The following is a 15,907-nucleotide window of genomic DNA, read 5'->3' on the forward strand; positions in this document are numbered from 1 at the left end:
CCGTAGCCATGAGACAGCTAGCGTTCTTTGCTAGTTGGCTCATGGCGGGAGGCAATCCCCCAGCGGCGCAGCGGTGACAGAGCACAAGCCTCTTTCTATTTAGACCCAAAATAAGTCGAGTAACGGCCCTGGCCCTTAATACTTGAACACAAAAAACCTCCCAGACAATCGTCTGGGAGGTTTGAAACGCTGAAGATTATTGCTTGCTGTAGTACTGGTGAAGACCTTGGTAGATTGCGTCTGCGTAAATATCAGCATACTTGTCGCTTGTCAGCTTCTTGTAATCATCTGCATTCGTCAAGAAACCTAACTCCACAAGCACCGCAGCTACATTATTATTACGGATTACATAGAAACGGTTATTCTTCACACCGCGGTCGACCATATTCGCCTTCTGCACAATATTACGCTGAATGAATGTTGCCAAGTCGCGGCTTTCCGTAGCATTTGGGTTAGCTGAAGAGTCATAATACGTCTCTGTGCCTTTAGCAGAAGCGGTTGCTGAATTCACATGAATTGAAACGAATGCTTCTGCAAAATTCTTCTTAGCGAAATTCGTACGCTCTTCCAATGCATAATACTTGTCTGTTGAACGTGTCATCAACACTTTAGCACCAGCATTTTTCAGCTTAGCTTCCAACTTCTTTGAAACTTTCAAAGTGATCGATTTTTCTGTTTGTCCACTTTTACCTGTGCCTGGATCATGTCCGCCGTGGCCTGCATCAACTACGATGATGCGATCACGTAATGGATTACCGGTTTGGTTCAGTAATTTCAAATACGACTTGTGTACGTAGCCTGTTTTGCTGCCGTATTTAATTTTTGCCCAATAACCAGTGACTGAAACGATTTCTACTTTTTGACCTGTTTTCAACTTATCAATCGTAGGTGCACTAGAATTACCTGCAGAACGGACATTCAAACTATTCACTGTTACTTTCCCCATCAACTTTGCAGAAGGGGAGGGAGTTGGTTTTGGAGGTGTTGGCTGGCTTGGTTTGCTTTCTTCCAGATTACTAGATGTATAGTTTTCATGGATATAGCCATAAACGCCTGCAACATTTACCTTCAACCAAACGCCTGTAGAGCCAACTACTTCGACTACTGTACCATTAGGCAATGCATCGATGATTGTAGAAGTAGCGGAAGGAGCTGAACGTACGTTTAATGGATCATTATCATTTCCTGTATCGACCTTTACATAATCGACACTGGATTGTTGGTCGGGAGCTTTAACTTTTAGCGCAAATTGCTTATCAAGTGCGCGGGCAATAAATAATGCAAATTGAGAACGAGTTAATTTGTTATTCGGCAAGAATTTTTTGTTGTCGCCTTGTGTGATCCCTGCATAATATAAACCGTTAATGCGCTCTGCATATTTATGATTGACTACATCTGTTAAAACTAATGGTTTTTGACTTGTCACTTTTTCTGATAGATTAAAAGCGACGGATAGTGCATAAGCCATTTCGTCTCGTTTAATTTCTTCGTTTGGATTAAAACGGCTGCCATCGGAAATATTGAAAAATCCTTTTTGTATCGCGATATTGGCATATTTGTATTGTTCGCTATTTGGTTCCAAGCCGTCAATCGTCATTTCTTTGAGCGGCGTGTTTTCAAAACCTTTTGCAATGACAAGCATTTTTGCAACGTGTGCACGCTTTAGATTGTCTTTTGGATTAAACTTAACTGATTTATTGACAATTCCTTTTTCGGCTATGTAATGGACTTCCTTATAATATTCACGTTCGACTGGTACATCGGAAAACTTGAAACTTGCTAATGACTGAAGAGGTGAGAGAACTAAGATGGTGAGCAGCAACAGTCCGGCTGTTGCCCATTTGAACTGATTCATGGAATCCTCCTAAAATATGATAGTTTACTAAGATAAGTGTAACAGCGTTGAAAAACGATTACTAGATGTTTTTGACAGTGTTCGAGAAATAGTAACTTAGCGCGAGAAATTTCGTCATAATTATACAAAACCGAATGTCCTTTTAGAACATTCGGTGGCTGACTTAATTTTTTACACGGTCAATAAATTTTTTCAATTGTTCGGAAGTTACTTTATCATCTAAACCGAATGTACCGTCTCCGTAACCAGTTGTAATATTGTGGTGGTAGAGAATATTGATATATTCAGTTGCCCAGTGGCCTGCAGGAACGTCCGTGAAATTCGCTTGAGCTGAACCTTTTAAATCGAAAGCTTGTACTAATACTTTTGCTAGTTGTGCACGAGTTAATTCATTTTCTGGTTTGAAATTGCCTTGGTCGCCGGAAAAGATATTCGCTTCGGCAACAGCTGAGATTGCAGCATAGTAAGGATTAGATTCATTGACATCTTTAAATGTAATATTTACAGTTGTTTGATCGAGATTAAGAGTATCTGCAAGAACCTTTGCTACTTCTGCACGGCTTGCGTATACAACTTCTTTAACAGGTGCTGCAGCAGCGACCTTTTTCTCTTCATCGAAGCTTGCTACACGGCGCGCACCGATATAACGGCTGCCCCAATAGTAAGGATCGTTGAGTGAAGATACCATTACACCTTTACTTGTGGAAGCATGAATGAAGTTATTGGATCCTGTGTATACTCCTACGTGAGAAACACCGCGTCCTGAAGTATTGAAGAAAACCAGATCTCCAACTTCTAAATTACTCTTTGCAACGGCAGTGCCTGCTGCAAATTGCTGTCCTGTTGTCCGTGGCAATGAATGGCCTTCTTTGTTGAAAACATATTTCGTATACCCTGAGCAGTCAAAGCCCGATGGAGTCGTTCCGCCATAAGAGTAAGGTGTTCCTAAATAATTTCGCGCAGAGCTAATTAGCGACGTTGGTGAGTTTGCGGAAGCAAATTCTGGTACAAGTGAAAAGAATAATAAACTTGCCAGAGCCAGAGACAATAGACGTTTCATGCTGTTCTCAAATTCCCCTTTCGCACAATCAACTGTTGTGCTTTGTAATCTAGGAATATATTAGCACGTATAAACACGTTTTTTGTTACATTTTCATTACAAGAGGATTACAGGTGATAGATTAGTTGAAATGTTAATAGAAAGACCTAAAATTATTTGAAGTTTCGGTGGAAAATAATGAATAATCAGTTTATAATTAACGTGACTTTATAACTATCAGTATTATGGTATAATCATTCAACGAATAAAAGAGCTAGCGTCCGTTAAACCGGAAAGCTAAAAAGGATGAGTAATTAGTGACTAAAGTAGTAATATTTAGCAATATGTATCCTTCTACTGAACATCCTACATACGGGATTTTTGTGAAAAATCAAGTGGAATTACTGAAAAACAGCGGGTTGGATGTCAAAGTTATTGCAATCAATGAACCAGGAAAAGGACCAATTGAAAAAATAGCGAAATACATTTCATGGGGTACCCAATCCCTTACTTATTTAATTAGACATAAAAAAAAGATTGGGATTACACATGCTCATTATGCATTTCCTACAGGTATTCTTTCATTTATAGGAAAGAAGTTATTCAATATTCCATACATAGTGACAGTTCATGGTGGAGATTTGGATAAAATGGCGAAAAAGAGCGATCGAATTGCCAAGTATACGAAAAAAATCTTGGAGGAAGCAGCCAAAGTGATTGTTGTAGGTGAAAAGCTTCGAAATGATGTGCTTCAAGATTATGAAATATCTCCGCAAAAAGTCGAAGTGATGAGCATGGGAGTCGACACAAATATCTTTAAACCGATGGGGCAAGAAGAAGTTCGCCTTCTATTAAATGTACCGTTGAATGAGCGAGTAATGATTTACGTAGGAAACGTAATTGAAGCGAAAGGTGTCATAGAACTGCTGGATGCCCATTATCAATTGAAGAAAAATCATGACGATCTTCTTCTCTATATAATAGGATCGCAAAAAGATCAACGTTTTGTCGATACGGTAAAAGAAAAAATTGAAAATGAAGAAGGCCTCCATCCAGGCTCTTTGGACATTGAGTTCAGGGAACCTGTTAGTCAAACGGAACTTGCGAAATGGATGGCAGCGGCAGATGTGTTAGTGTTGCCGTCTTATCACGAAGGTTTTGGTTTGGTGGCATTAGAGGCGCTTGCATCAGGAGCGAAAGTCGTTGCGACAAATGTCGGCGGTTTGCCTTATCTATTGCAAGATAATGCAGGGATCTTAGTAGAACCGCACGATGCGGATTCCTTGGCAAATGGCTTGGAGAAAGCGCTTGTGGATGACATAACAAGGGCTCAACAGGAAGTCATACAAAAAGTCGTCCAGCAACATTCTTATGAGGTAATCGTCAAGAGACTGAACGATATCTACGAGCAGAATGGAAAGGGATCTTTTAAATGAGTAAATTATTCAAGATCATCGGAGCTGTCGCGATCATAAATATTGTAGCGAGGCTGTTTGGGTTTGGACGAGAAGTAGTGATCGGTATCCAATATGGTACATCTACGGTTGCAGATGCGATTGCTACAGCCTATACAATTCCAAACTTTATCTATTTAGTGCTGGGCGGTGCGCTGACGACAGCTTTTATCTCTGTTTATCATTCGTCTAAGATGGACAAAGAGCTGTTCGTACGTAAGGCTTTTACGACAGTTGTCGTGTCCGCAACTCTCATTACGCTGCTTCTTGTTTTATTGACCAACCCGATTTTACATTTTTTCTTTAAAGATTTAAGTGAAGAAGATTTTACATTAACGAGAAATCTATTTCTTTGGATGATGCCTTCTTCTATTGTCTTGGTCATGTCGACATGGATGAGCGGCTTATTGAACATCAATGATCGATTTCAGTTATCCAGTTTAGCCATTCTTTTATACAATGCATCATTTGTCGCTGTAGGTGTTCTATTGACTAAGTGGCTTGGACCTGAGTCGTACGGAGTAGGTGCGATGGTTAGTGCGCTGTTAATGGGTATATTTTTGTACTGGGGAATCAAGCGCGCGGACTTGTCTTCATTGAAGCCTTCTTTTGGGATGACAACGGATATAAAAAAACTTTGGTGGCTGGCACTGCCTATTTTATTCGGCGGGGCCTCTTTGCAATTTTATTATATTATCCACCGAATTGCTGCGGATGGATTGGGGACAGGTGCAATTTCATCCATTAACTACGCATCGAAACTGACAGGCTTTCCACAGGCGATATTGATGACAGCGGTAACGACGGTCATTTATCCGATGCTTGCGAAAAAAGAAGGCGAAGGGGATACGAAGACGGTCAAAATGCTCTATAAAAAGGGTATGCTATATATGGTGGCTCTTTTAGTGCCTGCAACGATTTTTTGCTACTTTCTCGCGGAACCATTGATCCGACTGGTTTTCGGATATGGAAATTTTGGAGAAGAATCCATTATGCTGACTGTTCCAGTATTTAAAGTATTCTCTTTGTCCATGTTTTTCTTGGCAGCGAATACGTATGTAACGCGTTTTTATTATGCAAAAGGGAATTCCATCACGCCAATCCTATTTAGCTTGATCAGTGTGTTTGGAATTAATATCGGAATCATTTATGCATTTGTTGATCAAATCGGAGCCCAAGCCATTGCTTATGGAACCGTGATCAGTGCAGCAGTGAACTTTTTGCTACTCGCAGGCTATGCACGATTTAAGTGGAAATTATAAGACGAATAAAAGAGCTTCCTGTCCCAAAAAGGATAGGAAGCTCTTAGCTTGTGGACAGCAGAAAACGCAAGTGGGTGATGGCACCGTTGATCTACGTTCCAGGCGGACGCTTTCCGCGGGGTTCGCGGTGAGCCTCCTCGTCGCTACGCTCCTGCGGGGTCTCACCTGTCGAGCTAATCCCGCTGGAGTCGTCGCCTTCCACTACGATCAACTAGTGTATTTTCCCAACTTTAGTGAACGTACCATCCATTCGAAGAAATTTTAAATACAAGAAGTAATGTCAAAGTGGATATACGTATACTTTTCTGTCTTGGGAAGCGATAATTCACACTATATACAATGAGCTTGCTATGTCTACAGTTCACTTTATAGGGATTGGAGCGGAAGACGGGCGAAATTGCAAAGAAGTGCTCCCAACGCTTCGCTAAATCCCCGGACCGCAAGCCCATAATCCTTCTAGATGTTTTCTCTCTGGCGTTAAGTCATACTTTATCACTTCATTTTTTCATAGCATGAAGAAATTATCTTTGCCGATTTTCTCAAACAGACCACTGCGTTTAAATAAGTTTACTTTATTCGGCGGCACTTTCTTGAAGATGAGCCGTTTATTTTGGCGTCGTGCTTCATCGAGAAGTGCGGATAGTGCAGCTTCTCCTGTTGCATCGATTGCGGTCAGATTTTCCATGTCTAAGATGATAGTAGATTGTTTGGTTTTCAAAAACTTTGGATAACGGTCTTCGAAGTTTTTGGCAGTGCCGAAAAATAATGGGCCTGAGAGTTTGTATTTGATCAGTTCCTTCCCGGAATCTGTTGCCAACTTGAATTTCTCGACATCTGTCAATTTACTTTCTTTAATATCTAGAGAACCGCTCATTTTCCGCAAGAAAGAAAGAGCAGCCAACAGGATGCCGACTTCCACTGCAATGGTTAAATTTATGAAGATCGTTAAGAGAAAAGTAGTTAACAGGACAAGTGAATCGCCTGACCGCAGTGAAATGATTTGTACAAACGCTTTTCTAGCACTCATATTCCAGGCGACATACATTAAGATCGGTGCCATAGCGGCTAGCGGAATGTAGGAAGCATAAGGTGCGAACACTAGCAGAAATGCCAGAACAAATATACTTTGTATCACACCGGACATCGGACTGACCGCACCTGAACGAATATTCGTGGCGGTGCGGGCAATCGCTCCTGTTGCAGGAATCCCGCCGAAAAGCGGTGTAATCATATTGGCGATGCCTTGCCCGAATAATTCCCTTTTGGAATCGTGTTTCGCTACATCACTTTTCATGCCATCCGCGACGACAGCTGAAAGAAGCGACTCAATCGCGCCAAGTGCCGCGATGATCAAAGCAGGTTGCCAAAGAGCAACAAGTTTCGAGAGGCTGATTTCGGGAAAATGGAAACTAGGTAGATGCTGCGGGATACCGCCAAATGCAGTTCCGATCGTCTCGACTCTACCAGGGAAAAATAAAATCGTACAAATCGTTGGGATTAATAAAGCGACGAGCAATACCGGAACTCTTGGAGCGATTTTTGGTAAAATAAAGATGACGAGTAACCCAATCGCTGCAGTCAAAATACTGTATGTGTTCACCGTATAAAATTGACGAATAATCTCCATCATACTTTCATGGAAAAACTCTTTCTTCTCAATACCTGTCAGCCCGAAGAAATTTTGGAACTGTCCAGTAAAAATAATGACTGCAATACCGGTTGTAAAGCCAATCGTGACCGAACGCGGGACGAAATGAATTAAATTACTGACACCAAGAAATCCCATAACGACCAAGAAGACACCCGCTAAAAATCCGGCAATCAATAAATCCTCATAACCATATTGCAGCACGATCGCCAGCAAAATAGGAATAAAAGCTCCTGTTGGTCCTGCAATTTGGAAACGCGAGCCACCTAACAATGCGACGATCAGACCGGCAATTATCGTTGTATATAACCCATACTCAGGCTTCACACCGGAAGCAATTGCAAAAGCCATCCCAAGTGGAATGGCTACAATACCAACAGTAATCCCTGCAATCAAATCCTGCCGAAAGCCTGCTGCATTATAATTTAGAAAGCGTCGGTCTCTGAACATCTTTGTTCACTTCCTCCACTTGTAGTATATATCTAACAATTCTTATTATATCGTACACTGGGAGTCTATACAAGGTGTGCATAAAGATAAGGCTGGAATGAGTGGTAATTTTGAACTTTCCAGTTTATTTATACAAATAGACAATGTACGAGGAAAACGTTCAATGTAATCATGTCGGGAAATTGAATTAAAGATACTTTAGTGTTAAAATATATATAATAAAAGGAGTGGTGAAATATGGGCAGATTACAAGACAAAGTAGCGTTTATTACTGGCGGCGCCTCTGGTATGGGTGAGATGATGGTGAAGCAATTTGTGGCAGAAGGAGCGAAAGTTATAGCGGCCGATATCAATGAAGCTGCACTAGAAGAAAAATGGGGCGGACAAGATCAAATCCTCATCGTCAAACTTAACGTGACAGAAGACAACGAATGGAAAGACGCTATGAAAAAAGCGGTCGATCACTTCGGCAAACTGGATATCTTAATTAATAATGCCGGAATTTCTACTGAAAAAGCAGTGGACCAAATTACAATTGAAGACTGGCGCAAACTATCCGATATTAACAGCTTCGGTACATTTCTTGGCATGAAACACGCAGCTGGCTATATGTCCGAAGCAAAAAAAGGTGCTATCGTTAATATTTCATCTTATACGGCTTTAATCGGAATGGGCTTGAACCCATATTCCGCATCTAAAGGGGCAGTACGCGCGATCTCTAAAGCAGCTGCAGCCGAATACGGTAAAGACGGTATCCGAGTCAACACAGTATTCCCGGGTGTTATCGAAACACCGATGACTCAAGCATTAGAAGAATCTAAAGAACTACTCGGGATGCTTATTAAGATGACTCCACTTGAACGCCTAGGGAAGCCTGAAGATGTTGGGAATGCTGTAGTGTTCCTCGCATCAGATGAAGCCTCGTATATTACAGGTGCTGAACTTGTAATTGATGGTGGATACTCAGCGAGATAATCAACGCAAGAAGTAATTGAAAAAGGGCTGCTCTGTACGTCATGGTCATGATGTACAGAGCAGCCCTTTTGCTGTTATTTAATGTCCTTGAAACGTTTATAGCCTAGGAAACGCTGGCTCCAATATGGAGATTCAACAGAAGCGATTTCTATCCCGTTTGTGCCTGCATGGATGAACTTACTGTCGCCAAGGTAAATTCCGATATGGGAAATGCCTGCACGATATGTATTTTCAAAAAATAATAGGTCACCTACGACAGGGGTTTTAATAAAAACAGAACGATCGTACATTCCGATTGTATCGAGCCTTGGTACTTTTACGCCTGCTTGGTTAAACACGTAATAGATGAATCCACTGCAATCAAATCCAGATGGAGTGGCGCCTGCCCAGACATAGGGAACGCCTTGCAGAGGCATAGCAACGTCGACCACTTTATTCATTAGTGCGCTGGAGCCAGCCGATGGTTTTGGTGTAACAGTCGGCTTGTCCACTATTGGCTTCTTGGCATCATGTAATGAGTTGGTGGAAGAAACAGTCTTAGCATTCTTTGATTTATTTTCAACGATCAACTTTTGATTCACTTTAATAGTATCGGAAGAAAGCGCATTTAAGCTCTTTAATTCATTTACTGTCAATTTATATTGGTTGGCCACTTTCCAAAGCGAATCACCTGGTTTTACAACATGCGTTTTTGTCGAGGCGTCTGCACTTCCCACCGAGATACTTGTTGCGAGCATGAGAGAGGCAATGGCTGCGAGAGCTGTTTTTTTCATTCTGATTATCCCCTTTTGAATATGTTTAGCTATTTCTACTAAGTTAGCAACTTATCGAAAATCAACCAATAAACCTAGTATACAGAAGAATATTCTGAAAATACATGTATCGAAAGTCCGATATTAAACTAAAATTTTTTGGACAAGTATACTTTATTGCGGAAAGAACTATGTGTTACTATTAATTTATCTATAGACTGATATAATTGAACCATTAAAATTACTTTGTTTTTTTCACAGATTTCACATAAGAAAGGCGGTGCTTTCTTGCGAAGGGATGATAAAATAATCGAAAACTTGCATAAGATTGATGCAATACGCGTGCAACAAGAACGGATATTTGAAAAAGCAAAATACTGTGCAGTTAATCCGAAAACAATTAAAGAGACGCTGGAGAATATATGTTTTGAAGTTTCCCAGATCATGGATTGTGAGCGCGTGAGTATATGGCTGTTTAATGAGGATCGGACAGTACTTCATTCGCAAAACTCTTATAACGATGAAACAAAAGAACATGTTGTTGACGAAGATTTGAGAGCTGAAGAGTTTGCAGCCTACTTTACAGCTATTCAAAGCCACCGCACATTAGCAGTAGTTGATATAAATCAAAACGAGGCTACCAAAGGAATTGTACGAAAATTCCTCGGTTATTCGGGAAACTATCATTCGCTTTTGGATGCGTGCATAATTCTTGGTTCAGGAATCGGCGGAGTGCTCTGCTGCGAATCACGTGAACGCCGGGAATGGAATACCTTTGATCGGATGATTATTTCCTCCATTGCTGATATGCTGTCCTTTCTATTCGATCGATTGAGCCGGATAGATTTTGAAGAAAACATCCATCGCTTGGCTTTTGTAGATGAACTGACAGGAATGAAGAATTATAATGCGTTCCTGACACAAGTGGCTTCCAGTATTTCACCGTTTGACGAACAGCAGGAAGGGATTTTTCTCTATATGAATATTGACCAGTTCATTGATATTCAAAGTGCATTGGGTCCTGAGTTGGCAGATGAAATTATTCAGACTGTCGCCAAGCGTTTTCAGCACTATTTGGATATGCCTCATTTCATCTCAAGAATTGCGTTTGATCATTTTATCCTCTTCGTTCCTTACGGTAAATATGGCATAGAATTTACCAATAAAATGGAGGGACTGATGAAGAAACTGAATGAACCCATTCTTGTCGCTAAACAGGAAGTTTACCTGACATTCAGTTATGGAGTCGCATACTATCCGAAAGACGTTCGCTCTCCGATTGATGGAGTGCAGGCTGCACGTTTTGCTTTGGAAACTAGTAAACACCTTTCTTCTAGAAAGAGTGTAGGTATTTATAATGTAGATATGCACAATCATATGAAACAAGCGATGATGTCTGAGATGAACTTGCGCAGAGGTCTGGATATGAATGAGTTCAGTCTTTTTTATCAGCCGCAAGTACTAAGCGAAACAGGGGAAATCATCGGTTTTGAAGCGTTAATCCGTTGGCACCATCCAGAATACGGATTAATATATCCAGCAGATTTTATTGAGCTGGCAGAATCGACAGGTTTTATACTATCAATTGGCGAATGGGTCATCCGTCAAGCGACAGAAAAGCTGAAAATATTTAAGGTATTGGGGCTACATGACCTCACTATTTCAATCAATCTATCACCGAGACATTTTTTGCAAGATAAGTTACCAACATTTCTACAAGAATGTTTGGAAGAAGCACAAATATCTCCTAGTAAATTAGTATTAGAAATTACAGAAAGTGTCGCACTCGAACGACATGATATAGTACAGAAACAAATTCAGACACTGTCAGACCAAGGATATTCTATCGCGATCGACGATTTTGGTACAGGCTACTCTGCATTTATCTATCTTCAATCATTCCCTATCAAACAGCTAAAAATCGATCGAACGTTTATTATGAATATTGTGCATGACGAGAAAAGCAGGACCATTGTAAAAACAATCATCCAATTAGGTAAAACATTGAATATCCGAACAGTAGCAGAAGGGGTAGAGACGAAAGAACAATGGGAAATCCTGAAAGACAAAGAATGTGATGAACTACAAGGTTTCTATTTTGCCAAACCTCTTAACGAACAAGCTATGGCCGAAATGCTTGAGAACTTGACAGGTCACACCGCTTTGTATTTACCGCTAAAATAATGTTTTATCTTTATTCAGCAGAAGACTCTCACCTCTATAGGTGATGAGATGAATGCGATTCTATTTCCTGTACAGCGGGTGTTCAAACGCCCGCTGAACTAAGATAATGCCTCCGGCGGATGTCATGGATTTTGTAGGGAGTGAATCGAGCATGCACGATTCAAAATCCAGACGCAATCACACCAAGGTGTGATTGATTATAAAAAAAGCCTTGAATCCAAAGAAACTGGATTCTCAAGGCTTTTTGTTGTTTAAGAACGTCCGATTGGCCAATCGAATGGGATAGACCCTGGTGGAGAGTGCTTGATGATGTCAATCATCGGAATCGTGTACGCGAATAAGATTAACGCGATCGTGATACCGATCCATAAATACCAGTTCTCCAAAATCTTCGGTGTTTTTTCTGCATCCATATCCTCTTCGGCAACTGGATATTCTTCGTACCCGCGAGGTGCGAAAAATGCCAGTTGGATGAAGATATAAACCATCAATACGATACCGACAAATAAAATGGTTCCCCCAACTGCTTGTGAAATTTGATAGCTGATCCAAGTGGCTACTTGATCGCCTCCTGCGTATTCAGAGAAGTTTGAACGACGTGGTCCGCCGAGCAAGCCTTGAATGTGCATGGAAGTAGACATAATTGTCATACCAACTGTCCAGATGATAGTTTGAATAATACCTAATTTATTCAATTTGGGAGTCAAACGACGACCCGTCAAATGTGGAATCAACCAATATGCAATACCGAAATACGTCAAGATCACGGTTGTAGCAATCGTCAAATGGAAGTGACCAGTTACCCAGATTGTGTTGTGGACGAGAGCGTTCACTTGGTGAGAAGCGTTTATGATCCCGCCTGCTCCTCCTGGAATAAAGGCTACCATTCCAATGAAAGGTGCCAAGAAACGAACATCTTTCCAAGGAAGGTGTCTGAACCAGCCAAATAAAGACTTATATCCTTTATTTCTTCCCGTCGTTTCAAATGTAGCGAATATAGAGAATGCAGTCATCAAAGTCGGAATGACAACCATGAAAGTTAAGACAACTTGAATGAATTTCCAAGTAGGATCGATACCTGGCTCTGTCAGTTGGTGGTGAAACCCGACAGGTATCGAGAACATCAACAGTAAAATGAATGATAGTCTTGCTAATGAATCACTGAAAAGCTTTCCACCGATAATTTTTGGGATAATTGCATACCAGGCCATATAAGCAGGCAAAAGCCAGAAATAAACGAGCGGATGACCGAAATACCAGAATAATGTACGCGTTAAGAGTACGTTTACGGTTGCAACATAGCCAAGTGACCAAGGTAAGATCAGTACGACAACTGAATAAGCTACTCCCAATGAAGCAACAACCCACATGACCATATTGATGGTGACCATGAAAGCGAGTAATGGAGACTTTTCACCTTTATGGGCTTTCTTCCATACATACAATTGACGGAAGTTGACAATAGCGGCAATCCAACTACCGATAATAACGAGCGCTAAACCAATATAGAAAATTGGATGTGCACGAAGAGGTGTATAGAATGTATATAATACAGAAGCCTCTCCAGTTAGAATCATCCATGCTGCGAGTACGGTACCGACCAGCATGACCCAGAACGAAACCCATCCCCACATGATTTGCTTATCGGATATCCCAACCGTTTTTCCCATAAGCGAAAACTGGAACCCGATGATGAAGAATGTAGTTAAAACCAGACCAAGAACAACGCCATGTGTTGTCAAGATCGTGTAGTAATCGATATTGAATGGTAATGTATATTTTCCTGAGCGAACCAATGTCTGCAATAGTCCCATTAAGCCGCCGACCAAAAGAGAGACAAACGTGACATACATGAAGGACATATACAATCTTGATTCTTTTTTTGAGAAGTTAAATAATTCCATTGGTTAGTACACCTCCACAGTGCCAAACATTAAGTGGTGTCCGATGCCGCAATATTCATTACAGACAACCGTGAATTCACCATTGTTTTTCATGACAGCTTCAAAGCGGCTAATATGCCCTGGTTCCACCATCATATTGACATTCGTTCCGGCCACTTGGAATCCATGAACTACGTCTTTACTTGTAATTTGGAAAAGGACTGTGGAACCTTTCGGCACGCGAATCGTCTTAGTAGCGCTGCCATCCTCTTCTTTTCCGAAGTCATAATTGAAAGCAGAAGCGACCATATTAACAACATACTTACCTTCAGCTACTTCAGTCAGGCCCAAGTTTTCAGGCTGGAATGCTTCATTCGCTTCCACGTTTTGCGGATCGATTGTTTCAATATGGCTTTGTGGGTGTGTTCCTTTCCAGAATGCTGCAAAGCCGATGATGATTAGGAATAAGGCCAATGACCCTAAACCAAATACAAGCCAAACTTTTTCGTATTTATGCAGATGCATAGTATTTCCTCCTCAAACACTTTTGGTTATCTAGATAAGAAAAGACCGTAGATTCCGAACCAGAAGACAAGAATTATGACACCTAGGATCATTACCATGATCAACGTGCCTTTTAAATTCACATCTTCCTTCGTTTGTTTCGCAGAAGCCATTTTTCTCTTGCTCAATGCGGCCACCTCCTCGTCGGGAAATTAATCTTACGTTTATCTTAATCTTTGGGAGGGAATAAGGAATTAGGGAATTCCCTATGAGTGTAAAAGCAGACGAACTGTTCACAATATGTTCAACCACTTTACATCCTTTTGACATACACAACTGCGTATCTTTGTGCATCAAAAGTGCAAAGCGCCGTCTAGTCTCGACAGGCACTGGAGGTCTTGCCGACAAAGGTGTGGTCTTTGCACCTTTTCGGAAAGACCGAAGTGACCGAGAGACTGGCGCTTGGAACTGGATGCGATCAAAAGTACAAAGCGCCTGCAGTTTAAATCAACGGTTTAAAAGTCTACTCCAAGTGAATGGTTCAAATCTTGACCAATGAAACATTTGAAATTACAATATATAAGGTAAAACTTAGGAAAGCCGGTGTGTATAAGATGGAAAACTTAAAATGGATCACAGTAAAAAGTCCTGAAGAAGGAGCAAAAGAAGTTTATAAAATTATTGAAGAAGAGCTCCGCAACAATCGACTACACGTACTTGGACTAGCGACAGGCAGCACGATGATCCCGGTCTATCAGGAATGGACCAACTCAAACCTGGACTTTTCACAAGTAACTGCGTTCAACTTGGACGAATATGTAGGGATAGATGCTAACAACCCAAATAGCTATGCCTACTTTATGAAACAACATTTATTCAATAAAAAGCCTTTTAAAGAAACACATATACCAAACGGGATGGCGGAAGACCTGGACAAAGAATGCCAGAACTATGAGCAGCAACTAAACGCCAATCCTCTTGATATTCAATTATTAGGGGTAGGAGAGAACGGTCATATTGCTTTTAATGAACCCGGAACTTCTCCTGATTCCGTAACACATGTCGCAACACTCACAGACTCGACTCTTGGCGTAAACAGCCAATACTTCGAGAACGACGAAAAAATTCCAAACACGGCTCTGACGATGGGGATTTCCTCCATCATGAAGTCGAAAAAACTCATCATGGTTGCATTCGGCGAGAAAAAGCGAGCAGCGATGGAGAAATTAAAGCAAGGCGAAGTCACACCCGACTGGCCAATCACTAAACTATTGCGTCATGAAGACGTAGTGGTAATAACGGATCTGCAAATCGACTGATGTCCTACAAAAAAGGCTGCTTCCTCAATTCTGAGGAAGCAGCCTTTAGCTTGTAGATAAATACCTATGAGATAAAGTTGGATTAGCGTTATAGAATAGAACGCAAGAAAGGAACATGGGCGTAGGTCCGGGGATTTGCGCTCCAGACGGGACGCTTTCCGCGGGGCGTGCGGTGAGCCGCTTCCTTCTAAGTGCGTGTGCTCCTAACGCTTCGCTTTTACTCGCAAAAGCCGTCCTTCGCAACGGCTTTCGCTCAGTCCAGGGTCTCACCTGTCACGCTAATCCCGCAGGAGTCGCCCATCTTCCGCTACAATCCCTACTTTATTATGGGAAGTTTAAAGTGTTGTTCTTTGCAATTTTTTAAGTGGTAATGTAATGCTTTCTTATATATTGTAACCAAAGTTCAAAAGCGAATGATAAGCAACATTGCCCGAAAGTTTATTTTCCTGAATCACTTAACGCCCTTAAACTAAGTCAATGAAATATGGTAGTTTTGTACTTTGACTATGGAAACACTTTTTAGAACTTAAAAAACTACAATGAGCTTGCTATGTGTCCCTACATGCTAACTATGGATTGGAG

General features: G+C 41.1%; 12 protein-coding genes. 5 read left to right on the plus strand and 7 right to left on the minus strand.

Features of this window, described 5'->3' with window-relative positions; genetic code table 11:
* Window positions 1–196 precede the first annotated feature (196 nt).
* Together B5D59_RS05800 and B5D59_RS05805 are read right to left on the minus strand one after the other, a co-directional pair.
* Window positions 197–1,855 (minus strand): N-acetylmuramoyl-L-alanine amidase, encoded by a 1,659-nt coding sequence (locus B5D59_RS05800; RefSeq protein ID WP_009765901.1) that lies wholly within the window; start codon window positions 1,853–1,855, stop codon window positions 197–199.
* 163 nt (window positions 1,856–2,018) lie between these two features.
* Entirely contained in the window at window positions 2,019–2,915 is an 897-nt protein-coding gene (locus B5D59_RS05805) for a C40 family peptidase (RefSeq protein ID WP_009765900.1), read from the minus strand.
* Window positions 2,916–3,211: 296 nt separating this feature from the next.
* Here B5D59_RS05805 and B5D59_RS05810 point away from each other — a divergent pair, with 296 nt between their 5' ends.
* Both B5D59_RS05810 and murJ read left to right on the plus strand, forming a co-directional pair.
* Window positions 3,212–4,330, plus strand: a complete 1,119-nt coding sequence (locus B5D59_RS05810; protein WP_009765899.1) for a glycosyltransferase — start codon at window positions 3,212–3,214, stop codon at window positions 4,328–4,330.
* Complete coding sequence (gene murJ, locus B5D59_RS05815; protein WP_078817224.1) at window positions 4,327–5,610, plus strand: murein biosynthesis integral membrane protein MurJ; 1,284 nt, start codon at window positions 4,327–4,329, stop codon at window positions 5,608–5,610. The genes B5D59_RS05810 and murJ overlap by 4 nt, the downstream gene beginning before the upstream one ends.
* Before the next feature lie 505 nt (window positions 5,611–6,115).
* On the opposite strand, the gene B5D59_RS05820 is transcribed toward murJ, so the two are convergent.
* A complete protein-coding gene (locus B5D59_RS05820; protein WP_078817225.1) occupies window positions 6,116–7,708 on the minus strand; it encodes a SulP family inorganic anion transporter in 1,593 nt (530 codons plus the stop codon).
* 237 nt (window positions 7,709–7,945) lie between these two features.
* Between B5D59_RS05820 and B5D59_RS05825 the strand changes: the two genes are divergently transcribed.
* A complete protein-coding gene (locus tag B5D59_RS05825) occupies window positions 7,946–8,683 on the plus strand; it encodes an SDR family NAD(P)-dependent oxidoreductase (RefSeq protein ID WP_078817226.1) in 738 nt (245 codons plus the stop codon).
* A 74-nt stretch (window positions 8,684–8,757) separates the two neighbouring features.
* Here B5D59_RS05825 and B5D59_RS05830 read toward each other — a convergent pair whose 3' ends face one another.
* On the minus strand, window positions 8,758–9,456 hold the full coding sequence (locus tag B5D59_RS05830; RefSeq protein ID WP_078817227.1) for a C40 family peptidase: 699 nt from the start codon (window positions 9,454–9,456) through the stop codon (window positions 8,758–8,760).
* A 267-nt stretch (window positions 9,457–9,723) separates the two neighbouring features.
* Here B5D59_RS05830 and B5D59_RS05835 point away from each other — a divergent pair, with 267 nt between their 5' ends.
* A complete protein-coding gene (locus B5D59_RS05835) occupies window positions 9,724–11,619 on the plus strand; it encodes a sensor domain-containing phosphodiesterase (RefSeq protein ID WP_078817228.1) in 1,896 nt (631 codons plus the stop codon).
* A 251-nt stretch (window positions 11,620–11,870) separates the two neighbouring features.
* Here the strand turns inward: B5D59_RS05835 and B5D59_RS05840 are convergent, their stop codons facing one another.
* The 3 genes from B5D59_RS05840 to B5D59_RS05850 are packed head-to-tail and all read right to left on the minus strand — an operon-like array spanning window position 11,871 to window position 14,194.
* Window positions 11,871–13,523, minus strand: coding sequence for a b(o/a)3-type cytochrome-c oxidase subunit 1 (locus B5D59_RS05840; protein WP_078817229.1), 1,653 nt, complete (start codon window positions 13,521–13,523; stop codon window positions 11,871–11,873).
* Between the two features lie 3 nt (window positions 13,524–13,526).
* Window positions 13,527–14,027, minus strand: coding sequence for a cytochrome c oxidase subunit II (locus B5D59_RS05845; protein ID WP_009765891.1), 501 nt, complete (start codon window positions 14,025–14,027; stop codon window positions 13,527–13,529).
* A gap of 26 nt (window positions 14,028–14,053) precedes the next feature.
* Window positions 14,054–14,194, minus strand: a complete 141-nt coding sequence (locus B5D59_RS05850) for a cytochrome c oxidase subunit 2A (RefSeq protein WP_425441331.1) — start codon at window positions 14,192–14,194, stop codon at window positions 14,054–14,056.
* Window positions 14,195–14,620: 426 nt separating this feature from the next.
* Here B5D59_RS05850 and B5D59_RS05855 point away from each other — a divergent pair, with 426 nt between their 5' ends.
* Window positions 14,621–15,325: a glucosamine-6-phosphate deaminase gene (locus tag B5D59_RS05855; protein ID WP_078817369.1), complete on the plus strand. Its 705-nt coding sequence runs from the start codon at window positions 14,621–14,623 to the stop codon at window positions 15,323–15,325.
* The last annotated feature ends 582 nt before the right edge of the window (window positions 15,326–15,907 follow it).

The sequence above is a fragment of the Sporosarcina newyorkensis genome (genome assembly GCF_900167515.1).
Taxonomy (GTDB): Bacteria; Bacillota; Bacilli; order Bacillales_A; family Planococcaceae; genus Sporosarcina; species Sporosarcina newyorkensis.